Annotated in this window: 15 protein-coding genes; 4 read left to right on the forward strand and 11 right to left on the reverse strand. The window is 78.3% G+C overall.

From position 1 onward, the window contains the following. Positions 1–2283: sensor histidine kinase (locus tag RM780_RS24790; RefSeq protein ID WP_311633118.1), on the reverse strand; the 2283-nt coding region annotated here is incomplete at its 3' end. A 177-nt stretch (positions 2284–2460) separates the two neighbouring features. On the opposite strand from RM780_RS24790, the gene RM780_RS24795 reads away from it, so the two are divergent. Beyond that, positions 2461–2799, forward strand: a complete 339-nt coding sequence (locus RM780_RS24795) for a hypothetical protein (protein ID WP_394813076.1) — start codon at positions 2461–2463, stop codon at positions 2797–2799. 22 nt (positions 2800–2821) lie between these two features. On the opposite strand, the gene RM780_RS24800 is transcribed toward RM780_RS24795, so the two are convergent. From RM780_RS24800 to RM780_RS24815, 4 genes are all read right to left on the reverse strand, one after another. After that, positions 2822–7459 carry a hypothetical protein gene (locus RM780_RS24800; protein ID WP_311633119.1) on the reverse strand — a complete coding sequence of 1546 codons (4638 nt, stop codon included), beginning with the start codon at positions 7457–7459 and terminating at the stop codon, positions 2822–2824. Between the two features lie 76 nt (positions 7460–7535). Continuing rightward, positions 7536–8429 carry a hypothetical protein gene (locus tag RM780_RS24805; protein WP_311633120.1) on the reverse strand — a complete coding sequence of 298 codons (894 nt, stop codon included), beginning with the start codon at positions 8427–8429 and terminating at the stop codon, positions 7536–7538. After that, positions 8426–9931 carry a hypothetical protein gene (locus RM780_RS24810; RefSeq protein WP_311633121.1) on the reverse strand — a complete coding sequence of 502 codons (1506 nt, stop codon included), beginning with the start codon at positions 9929–9931 and terminating at the stop codon, positions 8426–8428. Before RM780_RS24810 ends, RM780_RS24805 begins: the two co-directional genes overlap by 4 nt. A gap of 80 nt (positions 9932–10011) precedes the next feature. Beyond that, positions 10012–12510 (reverse strand): ATP-binding SpoIIE family protein phosphatase, encoded by a 2499-nt coding sequence (locus tag RM780_RS24815; protein ID WP_311633122.1) that lies wholly within the window; start codon positions 12508–12510, stop codon positions 10012–10014. Between the two features lie 275 nt (positions 12511–12785). Between RM780_RS24815 and RM780_RS24820 the strand changes: the two genes are divergently transcribed. After that, entirely contained in the window at positions 12786–13238 is a 453-nt protein-coding gene (locus RM780_RS24820) for a cyclic nucleotide-binding domain-containing protein (RefSeq protein WP_311633123.1), read from the forward strand. 57 nt (positions 13239–13295) lie between these two features. Here the strand turns inward: RM780_RS24820 and RM780_RS24825 are convergent, their stop codons facing one another. The 4 genes from RM780_RS24825 to RM780_RS24840 form a co-directional block, all read right to left on the reverse strand. Then, positions 13296–14399, reverse strand: a complete 1104-nt coding sequence (locus RM780_RS24825) for an SGNH/GDSL hydrolase family protein (protein ID WP_311633124.1) — start codon at positions 14397–14399, stop codon at positions 13296–13298. Beyond that, positions 14393–15592, reverse strand: a complete 1200-nt coding sequence (locus RM780_RS24830) for a glycosyltransferase (protein WP_311633138.1) — start codon at positions 15590–15592, stop codon at positions 14393–14395. Before RM780_RS24830 ends, RM780_RS24825 begins: the two co-directional genes overlap by 7 nt. 143 nt (positions 15593–15735) lie before the next feature. After that, positions 15736–16860 (reverse strand): glycosyltransferase family 4 protein, encoded by a 1125-nt coding sequence (locus RM780_RS24835; RefSeq protein WP_311633139.1) that lies wholly within the window; start codon positions 16858–16860, stop codon positions 15736–15738. Between the two features lie 102 nt (positions 16861–16962). Beyond that, positions 16963–18399, reverse strand: a complete 1437-nt coding sequence (locus tag RM780_RS24840) for a HEAT repeat domain-containing protein (protein ID WP_311633125.1) — start codon at positions 18397–18399, stop codon at positions 16963–16965. A gap of 289 nt (positions 18400–18688) precedes the next feature. Here RM780_RS24840 and RM780_RS24845 point away from each other — a divergent pair, with 289 nt between their 5' ends. Further along, positions 18689–20143 (forward strand): PP2C family protein-serine/threonine phosphatase, encoded by a 1455-nt coding sequence (locus RM780_RS24845; RefSeq protein ID WP_311633126.1) that lies wholly within the window; start codon positions 18689–18691, stop codon positions 20141–20143. 116 nt (positions 20144–20259) lie between these two features. Here the strand turns inward: RM780_RS24845 and RM780_RS24850 are convergent, their stop codons facing one another. Next, positions 20260–21696, reverse strand: coding sequence for a DNA-binding protein NsdB (locus RM780_RS24850; protein ID WP_311633127.1), 1437 nt, complete (start codon positions 21694–21696; stop codon positions 20260–20262). A 250-nt stretch (positions 21697–21946) separates the two neighbouring features. Between RM780_RS24850 and RM780_RS24855 the strand changes: the two genes are divergently transcribed. Continuing rightward, positions 21947–23047 carry an aminoglycoside phosphotransferase family protein gene (locus RM780_RS24855; protein ID WP_311633128.1) on the forward strand — a complete coding sequence of 367 codons (1101 nt, stop codon included), beginning with the start codon at positions 21947–21949 and terminating at the stop codon, positions 23045–23047. Positions 23048–23086: 39 nt separating this feature from the next. Here RM780_RS24855 and RM780_RS24860 read toward each other — a convergent pair whose 3' ends face one another. Further along, the gene (locus tag RM780_RS24860) at positions 23087–23584 is read right to left on the reverse strand and encodes a hypothetical protein (RefSeq protein WP_311633129.1); all 498 of its coding nucleotides are present in this window, start codon (positions 23582–23584) and stop codon (positions 23087–23089) included. Between the last annotated feature and the right edge of the window lie 19 nt (positions 23585–23603).

Below are 23603 nucleotides of genomic sequence, written 5' to 3' on the forward strand. Positions count from 1 at the left end.
CCCCCCTCCCACCGCGCCGGCGGGCCCGGCGGCGCGTGGCACGCCGGGAGCCGGAGACGGCTGGCGCAGGCGGCGGGGCAGCCCGGAGCCGGTGGTGCCGGGGGCCGCGGGGGCGGGCTCGGGGGCGGGCTCGGCCGGCGGCGGATCGTCGGGGGCGGGGGCGCGGCCCACGGTCCTGCCGTGGTCGGCGACCAGGACGGGGGCGCGCCGGCGCTGGGGCAGGGGCGGCGCCCCGGCGGGTGGGGCGGGCTCGCGGGCGGCGGCGTGGCCGGCGGCGTCGGGGGCGCGGTCCGCGGTGGCGACCGGGGCCTCCAGCTCCACGGGGCCGTCGCCGCGCCGGTTCGGCAACGCCGGCCTGCTGGGGGTCTGCGCCAGCGGGCGCTCGGCCGGCTTCTGGGGGGCGTCGGAGAGCAGGTCGCCGGGGATCACGGCAACGGCCGTGGTGCCGCGGTAGGGCGACTCGCGCAGGGACACGCGTATGCCGTGGCGCTCCGCGAGCCGCGAGACGACGAACAGGCCGATGCGGTCGGTGTCCGAGAGCTGAAACTCGGGGGTGCCGGCCAGGCGTTCGTTGATGTCGCGCAGCGCGTCGGCGGTCATGCCCAGGCCGCGGTCGTGGATCTCCAGCGTGAAGCCGTGCGGGACGCGCTCGCCCGAGACCTGCACGGCGGTGTGCGGCGGCGAGAACACCGTGGCGTTCTCCAGCAGTTCGGCCACCAGGTGGATGAGGTCCGCGACGGCGCCGCCGGCCACGGCCAGGGGCGGGAGGCGGCGGATCTCGATGCGCTCGAAGTCCTCGACCTCGTCCACGGCGGCGCGGACCACGTCCATCAGCAGCTCGGGCTTGCGCCACTGGCGGGCGGGGGCGGCGCCGGAGAGGATCACCAGGCCCTCGGCGTGGCGCCGCATGCGGGTGGTGAGGTGGTTCAGGCGCTGGAGGTCGGCGAGGTCCTCGTCCTTGTCGGCGCGCTGCTCCAGGAGTTCGAGCAGGTTGATCTGGCGGTGCAGCAGGACCTGGTTGCGGCGGGCGAGGTTGACGAAGACCTCGGAGACGCCGCGCCGGGTCTCGGAACGCTCCACCGCGGCCCGGACCGCCTCGCGCTGGAGGGAGTTGAGGGCGCGTCCGACCTGGCCGACCTCGTCGGGCGGGTACTCCAGCAGCGGGGCCTCGGTGTCCACGTCCACGGGCTCGCCCGCGGCCAGGCGCAGCATCACGCCGGGGACGCGGACCTCGGCGGCCTCCTTCGCCTCCTGGGAGAGGGTGCGCAGATCCCGGGCCAGGCCGCGGCCGTTGCGCCAGGCGATGACGACGGAGACGCAGACGGCGGCCAGCCCGAGGCCCGCGATGAGCACGGCGCGCACGATGACGGAGCGGTCACCGGGGCCGCGTTCGGCGCGGTAGCGCTCCAGCGCCTCGGCGTCGAGGGCGGCCAGCCGGTCCAGGGCCTGGCTGCCCGCCTCGTTCCACTGCCGGGTCAGGAGGGAGGTGATGGAGGTCGAGGTGTCCGACAGGAGGACGGTCTCCAGGTCGCTCAGGATGCGGCCGGGGCCCGACTCCCAGAAACTCTCGTGCGCCCGGCGGTCGGTCTGCGGCAGCTCGGGCAGGAGCCCGTCGTAGGCGCGGTCGCGGGCCTCGATGAGCGCGGTCAGACGCTCGGTCTCCTCCCGGGAGAGCCGGCCGGCGGCCAGGGCCCCGGCCACCATCGCGTCCTCCTGGGAGAGCTGTTCGCGAGCCAGGGCCAGGCCGTTGACGGCGCGGGCGTGCCGGTCGAGGCCGGGCTCGGGGACCGGCTCCAGGACGGCCAGGAGCCGGAAGCCGGGGTCGGCCAGGTCGCTGTAGGCGTCGAGCGCGGTGACGGTGGTGAGGGTGCCGGTGCGGACCTGGTCGCGGAGCTGCTCCAGGCCGTCCAGGGCGCCGAGGAAGGCGTCGAGCTGGTCGCGGGCCTCCTCGTCGAGGCCGCCGCGGCTGCCGTCGGCGCGGTCGCGGATGAGCTCGACGGCCTCGTCGGTGCGGCGGTGGCTGTCGCGCGTGCCGCTGTGCTCGTCGGTCAGGCGCGGGTCCCCGAGCCGGACGAGGGTCTGGCGGCGCTCGCGCTGCACGGCCTGGAGGACCTGGCGGGCCGGATCCGACAGCGCGTCGGAGGCCGAGGTCTCGGCGAACACCTCGCGGGCCCCGGGCACGGTGATGGCCGACGCGAACGCCCAGACCGACACGAGCGACAGCAGGGGCACCAGGACGAGCGCCCCTATCTTCCGTCGGATCGACTTGCCGCGAAAGCGCATGCCCTCCCCTTGAGTTCTCCGGCCGCCCGGCGGTGTCGGGCACCGTCCGGCGACGCGAGCCTACTACCGGCGGGTCGGCGGCCCGCGTATCACCCGGCGGCTGAGCGGAGTTGACTGGCGGAGCGCATCATCCTCGTCGGTCCGGCGCGGGCACGCAAGGCGTCCGCAGGTTCTACCATGGCTGTGCCACGCCATTCGCCGCATCTCACCGTGCAGGGAGCCAGGGCGGTGTACGCGAAGAACCGCATGCCGGACCCGGTGCGCGCCGCTGCGGTGCGCGCAGTGATCATCATCGCTCTGACGCTCAGTCAGGTCGTGGTCGTGCTGCTGTGCACGCTGGCCGGCTCCTGGCTGGCGTTCCCCATGACGCTGTCCTCGGTCGCGAGCACCTTCGTGGCGACCTGGGCGGTGCTGGACATCTGGATCACCCGGCAGGAGTGGCGGCAGCGCAACGGCGTGGTGTCCGTGCCCAGCAGTGCGGCGCGGGACCGGCCGCGGCTGCTGCGCCGCGACTGACGCCGCGCCGGCGGACGTGCGCTCATCCCTTCTCCGGCTGGCCGGCGGGGGCCGGGGCGGGGCGGGGGCGGCGGAAGACGCGGGTGGCGGTGATCTCACCGTGCGCGGCCTCCGTGCCGGACTCCTGGCGGGGCAGTCCCGGCCGCAGGTGCTCCTCGACGCTGATGTACTTCAGGCCGGCGCGCAGGTCCGCGTCGTTGCGCAGCCGGATCACCAGGGGGAACTCGGCCAGCGCCGTGGTGTCGAACAGGCCGGTGGTGTACAGCAGCTGTACGCCCAGGGCGTCGGCCACGGCGCGCTGGAGCTCCAGCAGGTAGGTGGCGTTGGCCCGGCCGATGGGATTGTCGAGGAAGAGGGTGCCGGCGTGGCGGTGGCGGTCGCGGCCGCGGTCGTTTCCGCGCAGGGCAGCCATCGTGCAGTACAGGGCGATGGCGGCGGTCAGCAGCTGGCCGCCCGAGAAGACGTCGCCCATCTGGCCGACGGGGACGCGCTCGGCGCGCAGGACGGCGTCGGGCTTGAGGATCTCCACGCGGACCCCGCGCGGACCGAGGGCGGCGCGGACGCCGCGCAGCAGCAGGGACATGCCGTCGCGGCGCAGGTCGGCGTTCTTGCGCAGGGCGGCGCGGGTGGTCTCGTCGATGACCTCGCCCAGGCGCTCGGCCAGGGTGGCCTGGTCGGGGTCCTCGAAGCGGATGCGCAGGAACTCCTGGCCCGACCACTCCCCCAGGCCCTCGGGAAGCCGGGAGAGGCGCTGGGCGGAGCGGAGGGTGTCCAGGGAGGACTCCACGAGGCCGCGCAGGCGGTCGACGATGCTGTCGCGGTTCCTCCCCAGCTGGGCCAGCTCGTCGGTGAGGACGCGCAGGCGGGGGCGGAACGCCTCGGCCCAGGCGGCGGCGTGGGCGGGGAGGGCGGAGGCGGGCAGCTCGCGGACCTGCCGGCGGGCGGGGGTGCGGACCTGCTCGTAGCGGGTGGAATTGGCGTGCCGGACGAGGGCGTCGCAGGCCTCGCGGACGGCGGCCTCGGCGGCGGCGGTCTCCCCGGCGCGGGCGCGCAGCTCGCGGCGGGCTCCGGCGGCGGCCTCGCGGGCGTCGGCGAGGGCGCCGGGGAACGCCTCGGGCGGGGCCTCGGGGCCGGGCGCGCCGCCGTCGCGGTCCTGGCCGGACGGGGGGTCGCGCAGCAGGTCGCCGAGCTGGGCGGCCAGCTCCTCGAAGCCCTCGGCGCCGTCGCGGGCGGTGCGGTGGTCCGCGCCGTACTCCTCGTGGGCGGCGCGGGCGGCGCGCAGGTCCTCCTCGCGGGCGGCCAGCTCGGCGGTCGCGGTGCGCAGCAGCTCGCGGGCGCGGTCGGCGCCGTCCGGGGTGCGCTCGGGGGGCAGGTCGATGTGCGCCTCACCCTCGGCGGGGGCCAGACGCTCGGCCTCGGCGCGGAGGCGGCCGAGCTGCTCGCTGGCGGCGGAGGCGCGGGACTCGAGGAGCTGGACGAGGGCCTCGGCGCGGGCGGCGGCGGCCTGGCGGGAGGGGCCGTCGGCGCCCTCGGGGCCGTCGAGCAGGCGGGCGGCGCGGGTGCGGACCTTGGCGCCGAGCCGGTCGAGGGCAGCCAGGGCGGCGGACTCGTCGCCTTCGGCGCGGGCCTGGTCGGCGCGCAGGTCGGCGCCGACGCCGACCTTCTCGTAGACCTGGGAGGCGGCCCGGTACGCCTCGCGCAGGGCGGGCAGGGAGGCGCGGGCGCCCTCGGGGGCGGCCTGTCCGGGAGGAGCGTCCTCGGGGGCGGCGTCCTCGGGGGCGCCGGAGATCTCGGCGCGCTCGGCGCGCAGGGCGCGGGCGGTGCGGCGGGCGTCGTCCGCGGCGCGCTGGGCGGCGCGGCGGTCCTCGTCGGCGGCGCGGGCGCGGGCCAGGCACTCTGCGGCGCGGGCCTCCGCCTCGGCCGCCTCGGCGGCGAGCGCGGTGCGGCGGGCGGCCCAGCGGGGGCGTTCGCGCAGGCGGGAGGCGAGCCCGGCGAGGGCGTCGGCGGCGCGCCGGGCGTGCTGGGCGGCCTCCTGGCGGCGTTCGAGCTGGGCGGCGGCCTCGGCCGCGGCGTCCTCGGCGGCGGCGCGGGCGGCGGCGCGGTCCTCCCGCCGGCGGCGGGCCTCTTCCTCGGCGGTGACGGCCCGCTCGGCCTCGGCGGCCAGCTCGGCCAGGCGCCCGGCGGGGCAGCCGGCGCGCCAGGAGGCGAGCCGGGCGGCCAGGGCGCGGTCGGCGGCGATCCGGGCGGCGAGGTCGCGCAGGTCGGCGTCGCGGCCCGCGGTCCGCTCGCGCAGGGCGTGCCGCTCGGCGTCGGCGGCCCGCTCGTCGTGCATGGCGGGGTTGGGCGGGACGAGGAAGAGGCCGGGGTCGCCGCCCGGGGCGCCGGGCGGCGGGGTGGGGGCCAGCAGGGCGGCGGCGGTGCCGACGGCGACGGCGGAGCGGGGCAGCAGGGCGGCTCCGGCCAGGATCTCTCGGGCCCGCGCGTGGCTGCCGGGGTCGGTGATGACGACGCCGTCCACCAGCTCGGGGCGGGCGGCGAGCACGAGGGCGTGGTCGGCGGGGGCGACGGCCTGGGCGAGGTAGCGCCAGCCGGGGAGGGCGGGGATGCCGTGCTCGCCGAGGAAGGCGACGGTGGCCAGGACGTCGGGGCCGGGGGGCAGCTGGCCGCCGTCACCGAGGGCGGCGAGGATGCGGGCGTCCTCGGCGGCGGCGGTGCGCAACTCGAACAGCCGCCGCTCGGCGTCCGCGACGCCCTCCTCCAGCAGCCCGGCCAGCGTCTCGGCGCCGCGGTCGAGCTCCTCGGCCGTCAGGGCGTCGGGCGGCAGGCCGAGCAGCTCGGTGAGGCGGGGCTCGGCGGCCAGGACGGCGGCGGCTTCCCGCTCGGCGGCGTGCGCGGCGCGGGCGGCGGCAGCGGCGTCGGAGGCGCGGGCGGCGGCCAGCTCGGCGCGGGACTCCTCGGCGGCGGCCTCCCGCGCCCCGGCCGCGGCGCGGGAGGCGGCCTCGCGGGCGCTCTCCCAGGCGGCGACGGCGGCCTGGGCGGCGTCGCCCGCGGCCAGGGCGGCCCGGGCGGGGTCGGCGTGCGGGCCTGTGTCCTGGAGCCAGCCGGCGGCGACGGCCTGGGCGGTCTCCTGCTCGGCCTCGGCCAGCCGCTGGCGCAGGTGCTCGCTCTCGCTGCGGGCGCGCTGGGCCCCGGTGGCGGCGGCGGTGGCGTCGCGGTGGGCGGCCTCGGCCTCGGCCTGGAGGGCGGCGGAGCGTTCCTCGAGGGCGGCGGCGGCGCTCTCGCCCCCGGCCGCGGCGGCGTGCAGGGCACGGAGGAGGGCGGCGGCGGCCTTGCCGCGGGCGGCGAGCGCGGGGGCGGCGTCGCGTTCGGCGGCGCGGATGGCGGCGGCGACGCGGGCGGAGCGGTCGGCCGCGGCGCGGTGGGCGAGCACGGTCTCGGCGGCCTGCCAGGCGGCGTGCAGGGTGCGGGCGTCGCCCAGCTCGCGGCGTTGGGCGGCGGCGGCCTTCTCGGCACCGTCCAGGGCGAGGCGGGCGTGCCGGTACGCCAGCTCGGCGGCCGTGCGGGCGGCCAGGCCCCGGGCCTCCTCGGCGGCGGTGACCCGGCCGGCGGCCTCGGCGGCGCGGCCGGCCAGGGCGGAGGCGCGCGAGCGCTCGGCGTCCGCGCGGGCGGCCAGCCGGCGGGCGAGGGCGCGGGCGCGGTGCTCGGCAGCGGCGTGCACGGCGCGGGCGGAGTCGCGGGAGGCGGCGGCCTCGGTGACGCGGGCGAGCAGGTCGAGGGAACCGGCGGTGAACTCGCGCTCGGCGGTCAGCTCGGCGCGGCGGCCGAGCTTATGGGCAAAGCCGTGGACGAGGTCGGCCAGGCCGTCGGTGTCGCGGGTGTCGGTGACGGCGCGCAGGAGCAGGTCGGTGAAGTCGGAGTCGTTCTTCACCGCGAACAGGCCGGCGGCCTCGCCCTCGTCGGCGTTCATCTCGCGCTGGTAGCGGAAGAGTTCGGGGTCGAGGCCGAGGCGGGAGAGGTGGGCGGTCCAGCGCTCGTGGACCTCCTCCCAGACGACGTCGAGGTGGGGGTAGGCCTTGCCGGTCTCGACGAGGACGTCGCGGAAGCCCTTCATGGTGCGGCGCCTGCCGGTGGCGCCGGAGGTGCCGCCGGCGGCGGGGCGCAGGGCGGTGGACTCGGCCACGGGCAGGGAGTCCAGGCTCATGCCGGGGCCGGGGCGGAAGGTGTACCACGCCTCGGCGAACTTCCGCGGGTCGCTGGAGACCTGACGGCCGCGCCACTCGCTGACCTTGCCGGCCACGACGGTCTCGCCGGTGCGGGTGTGCTGCCACTCCAGGGCGACGTGGCCGCAGTCGTCGGCGAGGAGGAACTTGCGCAGCACGCCGGAGGAGGCGCCGCCCAGGGTGTTGCGGTGGCCGGGGAGCATCACCGAGAAGATCAGCTTCAGCAGGACGGACTTGCCGCCGCCGTTCTCCAGGAAGAGGACGCCGGCGGGGGCCGGGCGCAGGGGCGGGCCGGCCGGCTCGTCCTCGAAGAGGTCAGCCTGGGCGGGCGCCGGCTCCGGCACCGGGTCGCCGACGCCGCGCAGGTCGAGCACGGTGTCGGCGTAGCGGGCGCCGGCCGGTCCGATGGAGTAGAGGCGGATCCGGGACAGCTCGTACATGGCGGGACTCTCGGGGGTCGGCGGTCGGGTGCGGGCGGGTGGTCGGTGGCTGGCGGGCGCAGCGGGATCAGGGGGCTCAGCGGTGGAAGGGGAGGCCGGCGCCGTCCGCGAGGTCGTGGTCGGCCTCGCCGGCGGGCGGCAGCAGGGAGCCGGTGCCGTCCGCGACGGGGACGACGCCCAGGGCGAGCAGCTCGCTCATGGCGGCGCCCGCGGCCAGGTCGCGGACCTGGATCTGGTACCGCGGGGTGGTGCGGTAGGAGCCGCCGGACTCGTCGCCGGTGCGCTGGAGGAAGCCGGAGTCGGCCAGGAAGGCGACGGCCTTGCCGACGATGCCGGTGGTGGAGGCGGCCAGCCGGCGGGCGTCCTTGGTGGCGCCGGTGGTGCTGCGGCGGGCGTAGACCCGCCAGGCGGCCTCCAGGCCGGGGGCGTCGGTGGCGGGGTCGGTGTTCTCCCCCTGGGTCTCGGCGCGTTCGGCCAGGCGGTGGCAGGCCTGGCGGACGAACGCCTCCACGCCGTTGACCGTGATCCGGCCCAGGTATCCGTCGTCCGCGAGGTCCGCGGGGCGGGGGAAGGCCAGGGCGGCGACGGCGAGGTGGGCCAGGCCGTGCAGGAAGCGGTCGGCGGTGTCGGAGGAGGTGCGGCGGGCGTACTCGCCCATCCGGACGGCGAAGACGGAGTCCTCGGCCGCGGCCAGGGCCATCCCGGCGCGGGGCGAGACCTCCAGCACGATCAGGCCCAGGCCGGCGGCCACGGCGTCGGCGATCCGGCCGAAGGCGGGCTCCTCCAGGTAACGGCGCAGCAGAGCGGCGTACTCGGCGTCGCGGGCGGCGGGCAGCCGGGGCTGGAGGCCGAAGGCGACGAGGCGGGCGGCGTCCGCGGCGTCGGCCGCGGTGAGCGGGGGCGCGGCCCGGCCCGCGGGGGCCGCGGCCTCCGCGGGCGCGGTGGCCGTGCCGAAAGGGGCGTCCGTCATGGTGCCTCCTGGGGGGCGGGGGCCGGTCCGAGCAGAGCGGTGCCGACGATGAGGTCGGCGCCGCCGAACTCCTCGTCGTGCAGCGGGGTGCCGTCGTCCACGGCGAACAGCAGGCGCCGCTCGCCCTGCCGGTGGGCGGTGGAGACGGGCGGGCTGGCGGCGTGGGCGGCGAGCAGGGCGACGAGGTGCGGAAGGCCGGGGTCGGCGCGGCGGGCGTCGGCCAGCAGGCCCGAGAGCCGCCGCGGCGCGTCCTCGGGCAGCCGCAGCAGGTCCAGGGCGGCGGCCAGCTGCTCCTCGCTGAAGCGGCTGTCGTCGGGGGTGGCGACGAGGTCGGGCTCGGGCAGCTCGGCGCCCAGGTGCTCCCGGGGCACGGGCGGGGTCAGCAGCAGCTCGGCGAGGTCGGCCAGGCGGACCGCGGCCGGGGGGCGGGGGCCGGTGCCGCGGGCGAAGTAGGCGTCGGTGACGCGGACGGCGGACTCCAGCGGCAGGGGCAGCAGGGGCGCCAGGAGCTGGCCGTAGAGGTCGGTGCCGATGCGCGCGGCGGGCGGGGCGAACGCCTGCCGGTCCTGCTCGGCGCGGAAGAGAGGCCCGGCCTCCAGCAGCCGGGTCTGGAGCTGGGTGTGGCGGCGGATGCAGTCCTTGACGATGTCCACCAGCTCGGCGGCGCGCAGCTTGTGGCCGGGCTCGGCGGCCTCGTCGCGGGCGCGGCGGATGTTGGTGAGGATGGCGTTCTCGTGCCGGTACCGGTCGGCGATGTGGTCCAGGGCCTCGGCGATGAGGTCGGGGACGGCCTGGAGCCAGTCGACGGCGCGGACGTTGCGGCGGGTGGTCTCCAGGGTGCGGCGCAGGGTCTCGGCGTACTGGACGGTGCGGTACCTGGCCTGCTCGGCGGCGAGCTGGGCGTCGGCGAGGCGGCCGCGGCTGATGAGCACCTCCAGCTTGACCTCGGCGGCGATCTGGGCGCTGGTGACGTCCGTGTCGAGGGCGCCGACCAGGACGTTGACCGCCTCGTCGGTGGTGCGCAGGTACACGCCGCCGCCGGGGCCCGGGACCTCCTCGATGAGCTTGAAGTCGTAGTCCCGGCGGACGTAGGCGCCGTCGGGGCCGAAGGTGCCGTAGACCGCGCGGAAGCCGCGGTCCACGCTGCCGACGTTGATGAGGTTGTCCAGGACCCAGCGGGCGACGCGCTCGTGCTCGGCGGCGGGGCGGGCGGGGGCCTGGGCGGCGACGCGGGGCAACAGGCGGGCGACGACGTGCTCGTGGTCGGCGCCGGTGTCGAAGTCCATGCTGAGGGTGACCAGGTCGATGGCGGCCAGCGCCACCTCGGCCATGGCGTACGCCCCGTACTCGCCCGCGAGGTTGGCCTTGCGGGCGTCGAGGTCGTGCAGCGGGGCGGTGCAGGCCAGGGCGCGCAGCCGCCGGGCCAGCCCCTCGTCGGCGGCCGGCCCGGGCGCGGGCCTGAGGCCGTGCGGGGGGCCTGCCGTCCGGTCTGTCGCGGTCACGTGGTCACCTTAGGCGCTGCCACTGACAACGGCCGACAGGCGCCGTCGGCCCAGGCCGGCGCCCGGTGGGCGCGGCCGTATCAGCCGCGGTCCAGGAGCTGTTCGGTCCAGATCGTCTTGCCGCTGGGGGTGTAGCGGCTGCCCCAGCGGTGGGCGAGCTGGGCGACGAGGAACAGGCCCCGGCCGCCCTCGTCGGTGGGGCGGGCGCGGCGCAGGTGCGGCTGGGTCTCGCTGGGGTCGGAGACCTCGCAGATGAGGGTCTCGTTGCGGATGAGGCGCAGGCCGATGGGGCCGCCCGCGTAGCGGACGGCGTTGGTGACCAGCTCGCTGACGATCAGTTCGGTGGAGAAGGCGTTGGCCGTCAGCTGCCAGTCCTTCAGCTGGGCCAGGACCCGGTCGCGGGCCTGGCCGACGGCGGCCGGCTCGGCGGGGAACTCCCAGCCGGCGGTGGCCCCTTCGGGCAGGGCCTGGACGCGGGCGGCGAGGAGGGCCACGTCGTTGGCGGGGGCGCGGCCCGGCAGGAGGGCGTCGAGGACGGACCGGGAGACCTCGGCCGGGGGGCCGGCGGCGCGCGCGGCGGCCGTTACCCGTTCGCACAGCAGGTGCAGCCGCCGCTCGCGGGCCTCCCCGCCGCCCGCGCCGTCGCCGCGACCGCGCCCCGGGGGGCCCGGGGCGCTGTCCCCGGTGATCAGGTCCTCGCCGAAGAGCAGCAGCAGGCTGCCGGGCGCGAGCGGGAAGCGGAGGGTCTCGAAGGGGCTGCCGCCCACGCCCAGCGCGGGCCCGGCCTTCAGCGGGACCAGCTCGGCGTCCTGGCCGGGCCCGGCCACCACCGGCGGCAGGCGGCCCGCGCCCGCCGCCGCGCACTGGCCGCTGATGGGGTCGTAGACGCAGTACAGGCAGGTGGCGCCGACCGCGCCGCCGCGCGGGGCGCCGGGGGCGGGCTGGGTGTCGGCCAGCCGGATGGCCAGGTCGTCGAGCCGGCCGAGGAGTTCGTCGGGGGTGAGGTCGAGGTCCGCGAGGGTCTGCACGGCCGTGCGCAGGCGGCCCATGGTGGCGGTGGCGGACAGGCCGTGGCCCGGGACGTCCCCGATGACGAACGCGACGCGGGCCGAGGAGAGGGGGATGACGTCGTACCAGCTGCCGCCGACCCCGGCCGCGGTGCCGGCGGTGACGTAGCTGCCGGCGGTGCTGGCGGCGGAGACGTCGAAGGTGGGGCGCGGCAGCAGGCTGCGCTGGAGGGTCTCCAGGGTGCGGTGCTCACGGGTGTAGCGGCGGGCGTTGTCCACGCTCAGGGCGGCGCGGGAGCCGACCTCCTCGGCCAGTTCGGCGTCGGAGCGGGTGAACGCCGGTCCGGCCGCGGCGCGCCACAGGGAGAGGAAGCCGAGCACCTGGCCGCGGGCGCGCAGCGGGAAGACGATGCGGGAGCCGGGCGCCTCGGGCAGCAGCAGGCCGTTCTCCTCGGTGCCGTCCCCCTCTCCGCCGGTGCCCTCCTCGACGGGCCGGGTGCGGGGCACGTCCTCGTCGTCCTCCGCCGGGGTGCGGCCCTCGGCGGCGCGCACGCGGGGCGCGTGCTCGACGCGGAAGGTCTCCCCGACCCGGCGCACGCCCGCGGGCCAGCGTGTGCCGGCGTCGGCGACGGTGGCCGCGACGCGGCGGACGGGGGCGCCCAGGAGCACGGCGCCGGGCTCGTCCCCGGCGAGCACCGCCTCGGAGAGGTCGACGGCGGCCAGGTCGGCGAAGCCGGGCACCAGCACGCCGGCCAGCTCCTGGGCGTTGCGGACCACGTCGAGGGAACGGCCGATGCGCTGCGCCGCGGTGTGCAGCAGGGCCATCCGGCGGCGGGCGGCGTGCTGGTCGGTGACGTCGGTGAAGAGGCTGACCAGGCCGAGGGGCCGCTCCTCGTCGTCGGTCAGCCGCAGGCTGGTGAGGGCGCAGACCCGCTCCCGTGTGCGGGCGTGGGCGAAGCGGGCGGAGTGCTCCCAGTAGATGAGGGGCTCGCCGCCCTCCATGACCTCGCGCAGCCGGGCGAGGATCTCCCCGGCGTCCTCGGGGATGACGAGGTCGGCCAGGTCGGCGGGGAGGTCGAGCCGGGAGGGCTCGCCGGGGACCGGCACGACCTCGGCGGGAACGACGTTGGTGCGGGTGATCCGCAGCGTCCGGTCCTGGATGGCCAGGCCGACGCGGGACTGGCGGAAGAGCGCGTGCAGCAGCGCCCGGTCCTCGGCGGCACGGCGGGCGGCGGAGGCGTGCAGGAGGGTGACGGCGTGCCGGGGGCGGCCGTCGGGGTGCAGCGGCAGGGCCTCGATGCGGACGGGAACGGTGGCGCCGCCGGGGTGGCGCAGGGTGGCGCCGGCGAATCCCGGGCGGTCCGCGCGGGCGCGCCCCGCGGCGCGGGCCCAGGCCTCCGGCTCGGTGAGCAGGCCGGGGAACGGCTGTCCGTGCAGGTGCTCGGGCGGCAGGCCGGTGAGGCTCCTGGCGCCTGCGGTGGAGGCCAGGATCTCGGCGTCCGGGCCGAGCACCAGGATGGCGGCGCCGGGCCCGGAGTCGTCGGGGCCGCCGGGATGCGGACTCGCGTTCACGTTCCTCCTCGGGCCGGCGGGCGCGGCGTGCCCCTGGCGCCGGGCGGCCCCGGCGGTCTCACCCACTGTCGCGGACGGCGGGCCGGGCGGCGACTCCAGCGGGGCCCGGCGGGGGGCGGGCGCGGGTGCGGGCGCGGGCGCGGGTACGGACGGGGCAGAGGGGAATGGCGGGGCTGCCGGGATGCGGCGGCCGGGGACCGGGGGTGCAATGAGAGGGCGGGGGAACGCGAGGCGCCGGGCGGGGGGACCGGCGCGGGCCGGGAGGAGGCGTGGCGATGACGGCTCCGCGACGGCTGCTGCGGGTGCTGCCGGACGGGTACCGGGACCGGCTGATGGCGGTGGCCCGGGAGGTGTCCTTCGCGCAGGGCGAGCGGATCTTCGAGGAGAAGGGGCGCGCCGACCGGTTCTGGATCCTGCGCTCGGGCACGGTGACGCTCGACCTGCGGCTGGCGGGCCCGCGCCCGACGGGCGTCTCCTCGCTGGCCAGCGGCGACCTGCTGGGCTGGTCGTGGCTGTTTCCCCCGTACGAGTGGGACTTCGGCGCGGAGGCGCTCAGCCCGGTGCGGGCGTACGAGTTCGACGGGGCCTCGGTGCAGGAGCTGTGCGACGAGGACCCGGCCTTCGGCTACGCCCTGCTGCGGGCGATCGCGGAGATCCTTGCGTTCCGGGTGCGCGCGGCGCGCACCCGGCTGCTGGACCTGTTCGCGCCGGGCGCGCACGGGTGGTGAGGGCGGGCGCCCCGGGCGCCCGCCCTCGTCCGTTCCCCTCGATCCCGCACGTCCCCCTCAGTCCCCCGCCAGGCCCGCGGGGTAACGCCCGGCCTGGCCCCCGTGCGCGGTTTGACCGCGCGGGTGCGGCCTGGCGTTTCTCGCACCCGGAACGGCCGACCTGGGGCGCGTGGCCGCGCTCGGTACGCCGGGGGCGGGCGCGGGGGCGCCGTTCGGCGCGGGCAGGGCGCGCAGTGCGGCGCGGGTCGCCTCCCGGGCGGCGTGGTCCAGGGCCTCCTGGGTGCCGGCGCGCCGGTGCCTGCCCTCGGCGACGGCGAGCCGGAGCAGGCCGGGCAGCAGGTCGGTGGAGCGGGCCAGGACCCAGCGGGTGCCGCGGGTGGCCAGCCACCAGGCCCCGGCGGAGCGGGTGGGCGGCGGGTGGTCCGGGGCCGCGGGCGGCGGCGGGCCCAGGGCGAGGCCGCGCTCGGCCAGCCGGGCGTGGAACTCCCGGGCCAGCAGCCGGTGTCCCAGTTCGCTGGGGTGGAGCCGGTCCACGCTCCACGCGGCCGGGTCCTGGGTGAGCGGATGGTGCGCCAGGTGCGCGTGCACGGCGGCGTAGCGCCGGGAGAGGTGGTGCACCACGTCGTTGAGGGCGTGCATGCGCCGCGCGAGGGGGCCCGTGAGGGAGCGCGGCAGGCGCAGGGAGCCCCCCGGGTCGGGGAGGCAGGCGGTGAGCACGACGGTGCCGCGCGCGGTGAGGGCGCGGAGCACCGCGTCCAGGTCGCGGGCGGCGCGGCCGATGTCGAAGGGCGAGCGCAGGGTGTCGTTGCCGCCGACGATGACGGCCGCCAGGTGCGGCCTGAGGGCGAGCGCGGCGGCAAGCTGCGGCCCGGCGGCGTCGGCGGTGCGGGCGCCGCTGCGGGCGAGGTTGGCCACCCGCACGGGCGCGCCCGGCTGCGGGAGCGAGGCGGCCAGCAGCGGCACCCAGCCGCGCCACCCGCCCTCGGGCCGCGGGTCCCCGAGCCCCTCGGTGAGCGAATCCCCCAGCGCGGCGAACCGCAGAAGTCCCGCGGCGGCCGGGGCCGGGCCCGGGGGCGGCGATTCCCTTGCCGCTGCCGGGGCCGGGGGCCCGGTGAGGGGGCCCCGGGCCGGCGGGCCGGGGGGCGGGGCGTGCGTCACCACGGCCGACCGCCCGCGGGGCGGGACGCGGGGGGCGCGCCGGGGCGCGCCGCGCGCCGCGCGGCGGACGGGGGCGCCACGGCGTGCGGCACCTCCAGGGCGTCGAGGAACGCGGCTACGGCCGCCGACCAGGGGAACTGCTCGGCGCGCTTTCGCGCCGCGGCGCGCCGGGCAGCGAGCGGGCGCGCGAGCAGGCGCTGGACGCCGTCCGCGAACGAGGCGCCGTTCCCCGCCGCGGCCGTTCCCGCGGACCCCAGCAGGGCGGGCACGGCGGAGCGGGCGCTGGCGACCACGGGCGTACCGCAGGCCAGCGCCTCCATGGCGGCCAGTCCGAAGGTCTCGGCCGGGCCGGGCGCGAGCACGATGTCGGCGGTGGCCTGGAGCACGGCCAGGTCGGCGGGGTCCCCGATGTGCCCGGCGAACCGGACGGGCAGCCGCTCGGCCGCCGCCCGCTCCCGCAGCCGGGCCCCCAGCGGCCCCTCCCCCGCCACGACCAGGGCTGCGTCCACCCCGCGGCGCCGCAGCTCGGCCAGCGCGTCCAGCGCCGGCCCGGGGCGCTTCTCCGGGGAGAGGCGGGAGCACATCACCAGCAGCACCTCCGCGCCCCCGGACAGCTCCGTGCGCAGCGCGGGGTCGTGCAGGTCGGGCCGGCAGCGGCGCAGGTCCACGCCCAGCGGCGCGCGCACCACGTTCCGCGCCCCGACGCGGATGAACTCTCGGGCCGCCCACTCGGTGGTGCAGACCACGCGCGTGTAGGCGTGCGCGGTGCGGAGGTTGAGCCGGTCGGCGGCCCAGCGGCCCAGGCCCTCGGGGACGCCCCAGGTGGCGATGACCCCGTCGACGCTCTCGTGGGAGACCATCACGGCGGGGACGCGGTGGTGGCGGGCCCACTCGCCGGTCCAGCGCAGCGAGGTGCGGTCGGAGACCTCCAGGCGGTCGGGGGCCAGCTCCTCCAGCAGGCGTCGCAGGCGCCGCCGGTCGGTCAGCACCCGGTAGCCGCCGGTGCCGGGCAGGGTCCGGCCGGGCAGGGTGATGACCCGGCCCTGCGCGGTCATGGCGTCGCCGGGCGCCTCGCCGGGCACGATCAGCACCGGCTCGTGGCCGGCGGCCAGGTACCCGGCGCCCAGCTCCCGCAGCGCGGTGCGCAGGCCGCCGGAGGCGGGGGCGACGAAGTTGGCCAGCCGCAGGATGCGCAGCGGGCGGCCCGTGGCCGCCTCCTCGCCGCCCGCGCCCGGCGGGGGCGCGGGGACGGGAGCGGGGGCGCCGGGGCGGGCGGACGGGGAGCCGGCGGGGGGAACGGAGGCGGACGTGCCCTCCCCCACCGGGTTCTGCGGGTTCCTCACCGGACGGCCACCGCCCGGGCCTCCAGCAGCTCCTCGTAGTGGTTCAGCAGCTGGTCGCCGACGGCCTCCCAGCTGCGCCCGGCCACGGCGTCCCGGCCGGCCCCGGCCAGTCCGGCGCGCAGCGCGGGCCGGTCGCGCAGGGTGCGCACGGCCTCGGTCACGGCGTCCTGGTCGCCGGGCGGCACGAGCAGCCCGGTGCGGCCGTGGCCGACGAGGTCGAGCGGGCCGCCCACGGCGGGCGCCACGACGGCGACGCCGCTGGCCTGCGCCTCCTGCACGGTCTGGCAGAAGGTCTCGAACGGGCCCGTGTGCACGAAGACGTCGAGCGAGGCGTAGATCCGCGCGAGGTCCTCGCCGGTGCGCCGCCCGAGGAACTCCGCCCCGGGCAGGGCGGAGCGCAGCCCGGCCTCGCTGGGCCCGTCGCCGACGACGACCAGGCGCACGCCGGGGAGCGCGGCGGCGCCCGCCAGCAGCTCGACGCGCTTCTCGGGGGCCAGCCGCCCGACGTAGCCGACGAGCAGCTCGCCGCCGGGCGCCAGCTCGCTGCGGAGCGCCGGGTCGGCCAGCCCGGGGCGGAAGCGCGCGGTGTCCACGCCGCGCGGCCACAGGCGCAGGCGGGGAACGCCGCGCTCCTCCAGGGCGCGCAGTGAGGCGGTGGAGGGGGCCAGGGTCAGGCCCGCCGCCCCGTGCACGGCGCGGATGCGGCGCCAGGCGGCCTGCTCGCCGGCGCCGAGGTAGGTGCGGGCGTAGCCGGCCAGGTCGGTCTGGTAGACGGCGACGGCGGGCACCCCGGCGCGGGCGGCGAGAGCGGCGCCGCGCGCGCCGAGCACGAAGGGGCTGGCGAGGTGGACGATGTCGGGCCGGTGGGCCGCGAGGGCGGCGGCCGGCTTGCGGCTGGGCAGGGCGACCCGGACCTGGGGATAGCCGGGCAGCGGGAGGGAGGGGACGTGCACGACGGGAGCGGGGCCGTCGTGGGGGGTGCGGACGCCCGGCGCGGGCGCCGGCGCGATCACCAGGGGGTGGTGGCCGCGGCGGGTGAGGTGCAGAGCGGTCTGCAGGGCGCAGTGGGCGACGCCGTTGACGTCCGGGGGGTAGGACTCGGTGATGATGGCGACTCGCATCGGGGAGGTGCGCATAGGGCAGTTGTGACCGGCCCCGGCCATCCCCCGCCCACATCCGCGTGGCCGTTCGGGAAACGTCCCATGAGCATCCGCGCCCCCGGCTCAGCCGGTCGCGCGCCCGCCGAGCCGCCCGCGCACGGCCGTCTGCACCCCGGCCTGCTCCGCGGGGTCCGCGGCCAGGCGCCGCAGCCGTTCGACGACCCGCTTGTCCACGGTCGCGGCGTGCAGGGCGGCGACCTCGCGGGTGTCCTCCTCGCAGTCCCACAGGCACTCGATCGCGAAGCCGGTGGGAAAGGCGGGGTCGGTGGCGGCCAGCGCGCGCGCCGTGTCCCCGCGCAGGTGCGAGGAGGAGGTCTCCCGGTACACGTGCCGCAGCACGGGAACGGCCGCGGTGACGGCCAGCCGGCCCGCGCCCTCGACCAGGGGCCGCAGCTCCCTGGCGTCGCTGCCGTGGACGCGGACGGCGCGCAGCAGCGCAGACAGGACCAGGGGCGCGTCGGCGCGCTCCCCGCAGCCGGCGACCATGGCGGCTGCGGCCGAGCCGAGGCGGTCGGGGCGCGCGGCCCAGTGCCGGGCGTGGTCGAGCGCGCCCCGCGCGCGCATCCGGGAGAACGCCGTCACCGCGGCCGTCGCCACGTCCGGGTCGGGAGCGTCGGCCCCGGCCTCGATCAGCGCGAACACCTCGGGGTCGGCGCGCTCGGCCAGGTGCCGCAGGGCGGCGGCGCGGGCGGCGGGCGGGCCCTGGGCGGCGGCGGCCAGCAGCTCGTCCCGGTCCCCGGGCCCGGCCACGGCGCCCAGGCAGCGGGCGGCGGCGGCCTCGCGCCACTGGCGGGGGGTGTGCTCGTAGCCCTGCTGGGCCCAGTCCAGGACGGCCCGCACGCCCCAGCCCGGCTGCGGACCCGGGGGGCGGAGCTGGCGCTGCCAGCGGTCGAAGTCCCCGCGCTCCAGGGCGCGTTCGAGGCGGGCGCGCTGGGCGGGGCGGCGGCTGTCGCGGGCCCAGATGCGCCAGGGGCGCGGCTCGAAGGAGTCGCGGACGGCGGCGGTCAGGGCCGCGTCGCCCTCGGGGGTGGCCGGGAAGCGGGCCAGGATCGCGGGGGCGAGGGCGCGCAGGCCGGCGTCGTCGTCGCGGACGGCCAGCTCGTCCAGGGCCCAGCGCCAATTGCTGCCCTCGGCGGCGTAGCGGCGCAGCAGGGACAGGGCGCGGCGGTTGCCGTAGGCGGTGAGGTGGCCCAGGACGGAGAGGGCCAGGCCGGTGCGCTCCTCGTCGGTGCGGCGGGCGTCCTCGGGGTCGTGGAGGTGGGCGGCCACCGCGCCGAGGCCGGCTCCCAGCTCGGCGTAGAGGCGGGCGTAGTAGAGCGAGCGGTGCTCCAGCTGCCAGTCCCGGCGGGGGTCGTGGAGCACGCAGTGCTCCAGCGCCGCGACGGCCTCGGCCCGGGGGGCCGCGAGCGCGTGCAGCCACCCGTCGCCGCGCCCTCGCTGGAGGAGCCCGAGGAGGGTCCCGCTGGGCGCTATGTCGGTTTCGGTCGGACTGGCGAACATATGAGTCAGCATCCGGTGCGTGCGATCCGGTGGCAACGGGATTTCCGTCGCCCGGCTCCTTGCCGTTGTCCGCCGTTCTACACCCCCCGGGGCGCGGCGCGCGCGGGAACCGGTGCTCCGGCGGGCGGCTGAATCTCTCACCGGGCGGGGAAGGCTGTGCAACAGTCTGGAGTCGTTCCGCGCCGATACGCTCCGGCTCTCCCCCCAGCCCTGGGGGTGCCCCCAGACGACGTCTGGGGGAGGCTGGGTGGTGCCCCCTGACCTGACCGCGCCGCACCGGGGATCAGCGATGCTTTCCTCCCACAACCCGGACCACCCCGCGAACGACGCCCAGGACGGCGTTCCCGGAGGCGTCCAGGACGGCCTCGCCGGGGACGTCCCCGCCGGGGCGACGCTCGACGACCTGATCGCGCGGACCCGCAGGCTCCGCGACGACCTCGACGCCGCGCGCCGCGGCGAGCCCGCCCAGGGCGCGGCCGGCGGGCTGCGCCGCGCCGCGTGGGAGCTGGCCGCCGACCGGCTGGCGGACGTCGGCGAGCAGCTGGACCACCTGCGGTCCGCGGGCGGGGCGGAGGGGCGGGCGCGGCTGGGGATGCGGATCGGCAGCGCCGAGTGGAACCTGCTGACCGATGGGGTGGTGTGGTCCGAGGAGCTGTTCGCGATCTTCGGCAGACCGGTGCAGGACGGGCCGCTCACGCTCGACCAGCTCCCGGCGATGCTGCCGGCGGAGGACCAGCCGGCGCTGACCGCGGCCGTCACGGGCTGCCTGGTGGACGGGCGGCCGGTGGACTGCGAGTTCCGGATCACGCGGCCGGACGGCTCGCTGCGGACGGTGCAGATGGCCGGGGAGCCGGTGCTGGACGACGGCGGCGGCACGGTGGCGATGTGGGCGATGATCCGCGACGTCAGCGAGGTCCGGCGCAGCGGCTCGGCGGCCCCCTCGGACGCGGACGGGGGCGACGAGGAGCTGCGGCGCCAGCGCACCTTCGCGCGGGCCGGGCACGGGGTGGTCATCGAGCTGGAGGACTCGGCGCTGGCCCCGTGGCTGGGCTCGTCGGGGACGGGCCGGGGCGGGGGGCGGCCGGGCTCGCTGGAGCTGGCGGCCCGCTGGCTCCCGGCGCGGCCGGGGACGCCGATGAGCGGCAAGTGGTACGACTCGATGGAGCTGCCGGACGGCGGCTCGCTGCTGAGCGTGGGCGACCTCTCGGGCCGGGGCCCGGCCGCGGCGGCGGGAACGGCCACGGCCCTGGGCGCGGTCCGGGGCATCGCGCTGACCGGAACGGACCCCGGCCGCCTGCTCGGGCACCTCAACCAGCTCCTCGACCGGGGCGTTCACCCGGTGCTGGCCAGCGCGCTGTGCTGCCGCTACGACCCGGGCGGGCGGCTGCTGACCTGGGCGCAGGCCGGGCACCCCGCGCCGCTGCTGTGCCGGGAGGGCACGGGCTGGGCGCTGCCGCGCCCGGCCGGGCCGCTGCTGGGCGCGATCACGGACGCGGACTACGAGCAGCGGACGGACAGGCTGGAGCCGGGCGATGTGCTCGTGCTCCACACGGACGGCCTGTTTTCGGACATCTCGCCGGGCGGCCGGTCGGGCCACGGCGGCGATGTGCGCCTGATCGCCCTCGCGCCCCGGCTGGCCGAGGCGGCCAGCGCGGACGAGTGCCTGCGACTGGTGATCGAGGAGTGCGGCGAGACGTCCCGCGACGACGACGCCTGCGTGCTGATCGCCCGCGTCCGTCCCTGAACCCGGCCTTGCCTGCCGGGGAAGCGGCCCCTTTTGGCCATCCGCGCGGCGCCCCGGCCCCGGCGCGGAAACGGCCCGGCCCGCCGTCGCGGTGGGCCGGGCCGGGAGTGCGCGCGTCAGGCCGGGTGGGGCGTGGGGAGGGACTGCTCGATGTCGGTACGGAGGGTCTGGATGGGGGGGTGGTTCGCGTAGGCGCCCGTGAGGCGGTACATCTCGCGCAGGCGGTCCCAGGTGCGGTGGGAGGAGTTCTCCCCTATGGCCGCCAGCGCCAGGCGCGCGGAGCGGTCCGCCTCGTCCGGGTCGCCGGCCAGGAAGCAGGCGGAGGCCAGGGTGAGCTGGTCGAAGATGCGCGACCTGCCGCGCGCGCCGTCGCGCAGCGTCAGCGCGCGCCGGGCGTGCCGCTCGGCGCGGCGCGCGGCGGCCGGCTCGTGCTCGGCCAGGGTGCGGTAGGCCAGGGCCTGCATCCCGTGCAGGTCCGCCTCGTCGAAGAGCTGCATCCAGCTGGGCGGCGGAACGTCCGCCCGGTCGGAGACGAACAGCTCCTCCGCCTCGCCCAGCAGCCGCCGCACGGCCTGCCCGTGGCCCAGGGACGCCTGCGCCCAGGCCTCGATCGTGGAGAGCATGGCCCGGGTGCGGGGCAACGCCTCCTCGCCCATGCCGGAGCGGGCCAGCTGCATCAGGTCCAGGGCGTCGTCGGGCCGCCCCAGGTGCACCAGCTGCCGGGCGGCCCGGGAGAGCGCCTCCCCCGCGCGCGGCCGGTCGCCGCCCTCCCGGGCGGCGTGCGCGGCGATGACGAAGTACTTCTGGGCGGTGGGCTCCAGGCCCACGTCGTGGGACATCCACCCGGCCAGGACGGCGAGGTTGGCCGCGACGCCCCACAGCCGCCGCTGCAGGGCGTCGGGGTGGCGGTAGGCCAGCATCCCGCCGACCTCGTTGAGCTGGCCCACCACCGCCTTGCGCTGGAGACCGCCGCCGCGGGCGGCGTCCCAGGCGCGGAAGACCTCGACCGAGTGCTCCAGGGCCTCGATCTCCTCGGCGCCCACCGGCGCGGCCTCGTAACGGTCGAGCCCGGCCGGATCGGCCGGGTGTGCTGCGTGGGAGGGGCCGGCGGGGGGGCCGGCCCAGTCGTGCAGGGCGTCGCTGAGTGCGGAGCCCGCGGCGAGCGCGGCGCCCGCGCCCACCATGCCGCGTCGGTTCAGCATGAGGTCCATTCCCGTGAATTCGGTGAGGACCGCGGCCGTGCGCCGGGGGGGCCACGTCAGTCCGTACGCGGACGGCCGTTTCCCCGCGTCCCCTGGCCGGCGCAACCCGAGATCCTCGATGGTCACGACACGGCCGAGGCGTTCGGTGAACAGAGCGGCCAGCACCTCGGGCACGGGGTCGCGCGGGGTCTCCCCCACGTCGATCCAGCGCCGCACCCGGGAGGTGTCCGTGGCCAGTTGAGGGTGGCCCTGGGCCGCCGCCTGGCGGTTCACCAGCCGGGCCAGCTCTCCCTTGGACCAGCCGGTCAGCCGGAACAGGTCGGCCAGTCGGGTGTTGGGCGTTCTGCGCACGTCAAGCCCCCAGGATCTCGGCTGAGTTGACAGTAACCGCCGCGCAACGCCGCCATGACAATTCGCCAGGGTTCGCCAGCCCCCGCCAGGTGGTGTGCCACCCGCGCGGGGGAGTGGTGTAGACACCGCGCCTCCCCGGTCCGGGGACTCCGGCATTTCCCCAGGGTGCCGGGGCCCGGGGCCGGGGACGCCGTGAGCCTTCCGGCCCCCACCGGCCCGCGGCCGGCACACGAAGGGACCTCGCCCGCCTATGTATCCAGCACCCACCCCCGTGATCGGCCGGCCGCGCCCGCCGCGGCCGGGCGGCCAGCCCCTGGCGGGCCTGGACGCGCGTGCCCGCCCCCGGCCGCGCAGGGCCGGGCCGCCGGCCGCCGGTGGCCGGCTGGACCTGTCGGGCGCGCGGGGGGCGCGGCTGCGCTCCGCGCTGGCCGCGGTGCACGAGATCTGCCCGGACTTCACGCCGGTGCAGGTGCTGCAGGACGCGGGCGGGGCGGTGGCGTTCCTCGGCACGACGGGGGGGCGGGCGGTGGTGGCGCGCTCCGTGGCGGACCCCTCGGGGCCGCGGGCGGAGCGGCTGCGGCGGGAAATAGGCGCTCTGCGGCGCTTCGCCCGGCACCGCCCGCCGGTGCGGGTGCCGCGCCTGGTGGCCGATGACCCGCAGGGGTGCGCGCTGGTGACGGAGTTCGTGCCGGGGCGGCCGGTGGCGACGGCGCGGGGCGCCGGGGTGGCGCCTGCGGGTCCCGACGTGCGGGCCGTGCTGGGCGCGCTGGCGCGGGTGAACGCCTGGCGACCGCCGCCGGGCGCCTTTCCCGAGCCCGTCAACTACCCCGCGCGGCTGGCGCGCTGTCACGCGCTGGGTCTGATCACGGACCGGGACCTGAGCGATGTGCAGACGCTGCTGCTGGGGCTGGCGGGCCGGGGGCGGCCGGAGCCGCGGCAGTTCTGTCACGGCGGGCCGCTGCTGCCTCAGGCGCTGCTGACGCCCGCCGGTCCTGTGCTGCTGGGGTGGGAGGCGGCCGGCTGGTACCTGCCGGGGTACGACCTGGCCTCGCTGTGGGCCGTGCTGGGGGACGCGCCGCTGATCCGGCGGCGGATCAGCCAGAGCGCGCAGTCCGCGGGTCCGGCGGGCCGGGACGCGTTCCTGCTGAACCTGGTGCTGGTGCTGACCCGGGAGATCCGGCGCCGCGAGGAGGCGGTGCGGCGCGCTATGCGGCGCCCGGCTGCCGGGCCCCCGGCGCCGCCGGAGGGCGGGGTGGCCTACGGGGAGGAACAGCGGCTGCTGCTGCGGCGATTGCAGGAGGACTGGACGCTGGTGCGCAAGGCGGTGCGGGCGGCGGTGGGCACCCGGTAGCGCGGGGCCGCCGGCTCTCCGCGCCGGGGCGCCGCCGGGTCAGCGCTGGAACATCTCGGCGGGCAGCGGCTTGAGGAGCTGGTAGAGGTCGTCGGTGATGGGGCGCTCCCAGCTGGCGATGGTGACCAGGACCCCGTCGCTGCGGTCGAACTGCACGCAGGAGATGCGCCCCTCGGTGAGCTGGACGCGGCGCACGATCAGGAGATTCCCGTCGTGCATCACCGGGACCTCCTCGGTGCCGGTGGTGCGGACTTCCTCGTCCATCTCCAGGGCAAGCAGAAGCTGATGCACCTCGAAGGGCACCTCTCCGTCGGCGACGTCGCGGGCCGGGGACCCTTCGGGGAGGTTGCCGATGACCATGGCCGGGCCGCGCCCGCCGAAGAGGTCGTAGCGCAGCACGACGCCCTGGCAGCTGCCGTCGGGCGCGGGCAGCAGCCCGGCGCCCAGGACGCCGGGCCAGTCGCCGGGGTCCATGGCCAGCACGTCGAAGTCGGGGCCGGCCGGCGATGCGGCGCCGCGGCGACGGAGAAACGACATGGCGCCATGGTACGTGGGC

It is taken from the genome of Streptomyces boetiae (assembly GCF_031845405.1).
In the GTDB taxonomy this organism is placed as follows: domain Bacteria; phylum Actinomycetota; class Actinomycetes; order Streptomycetales; family Streptomycetaceae; genus Streptomyces; species Streptomyces boetiae.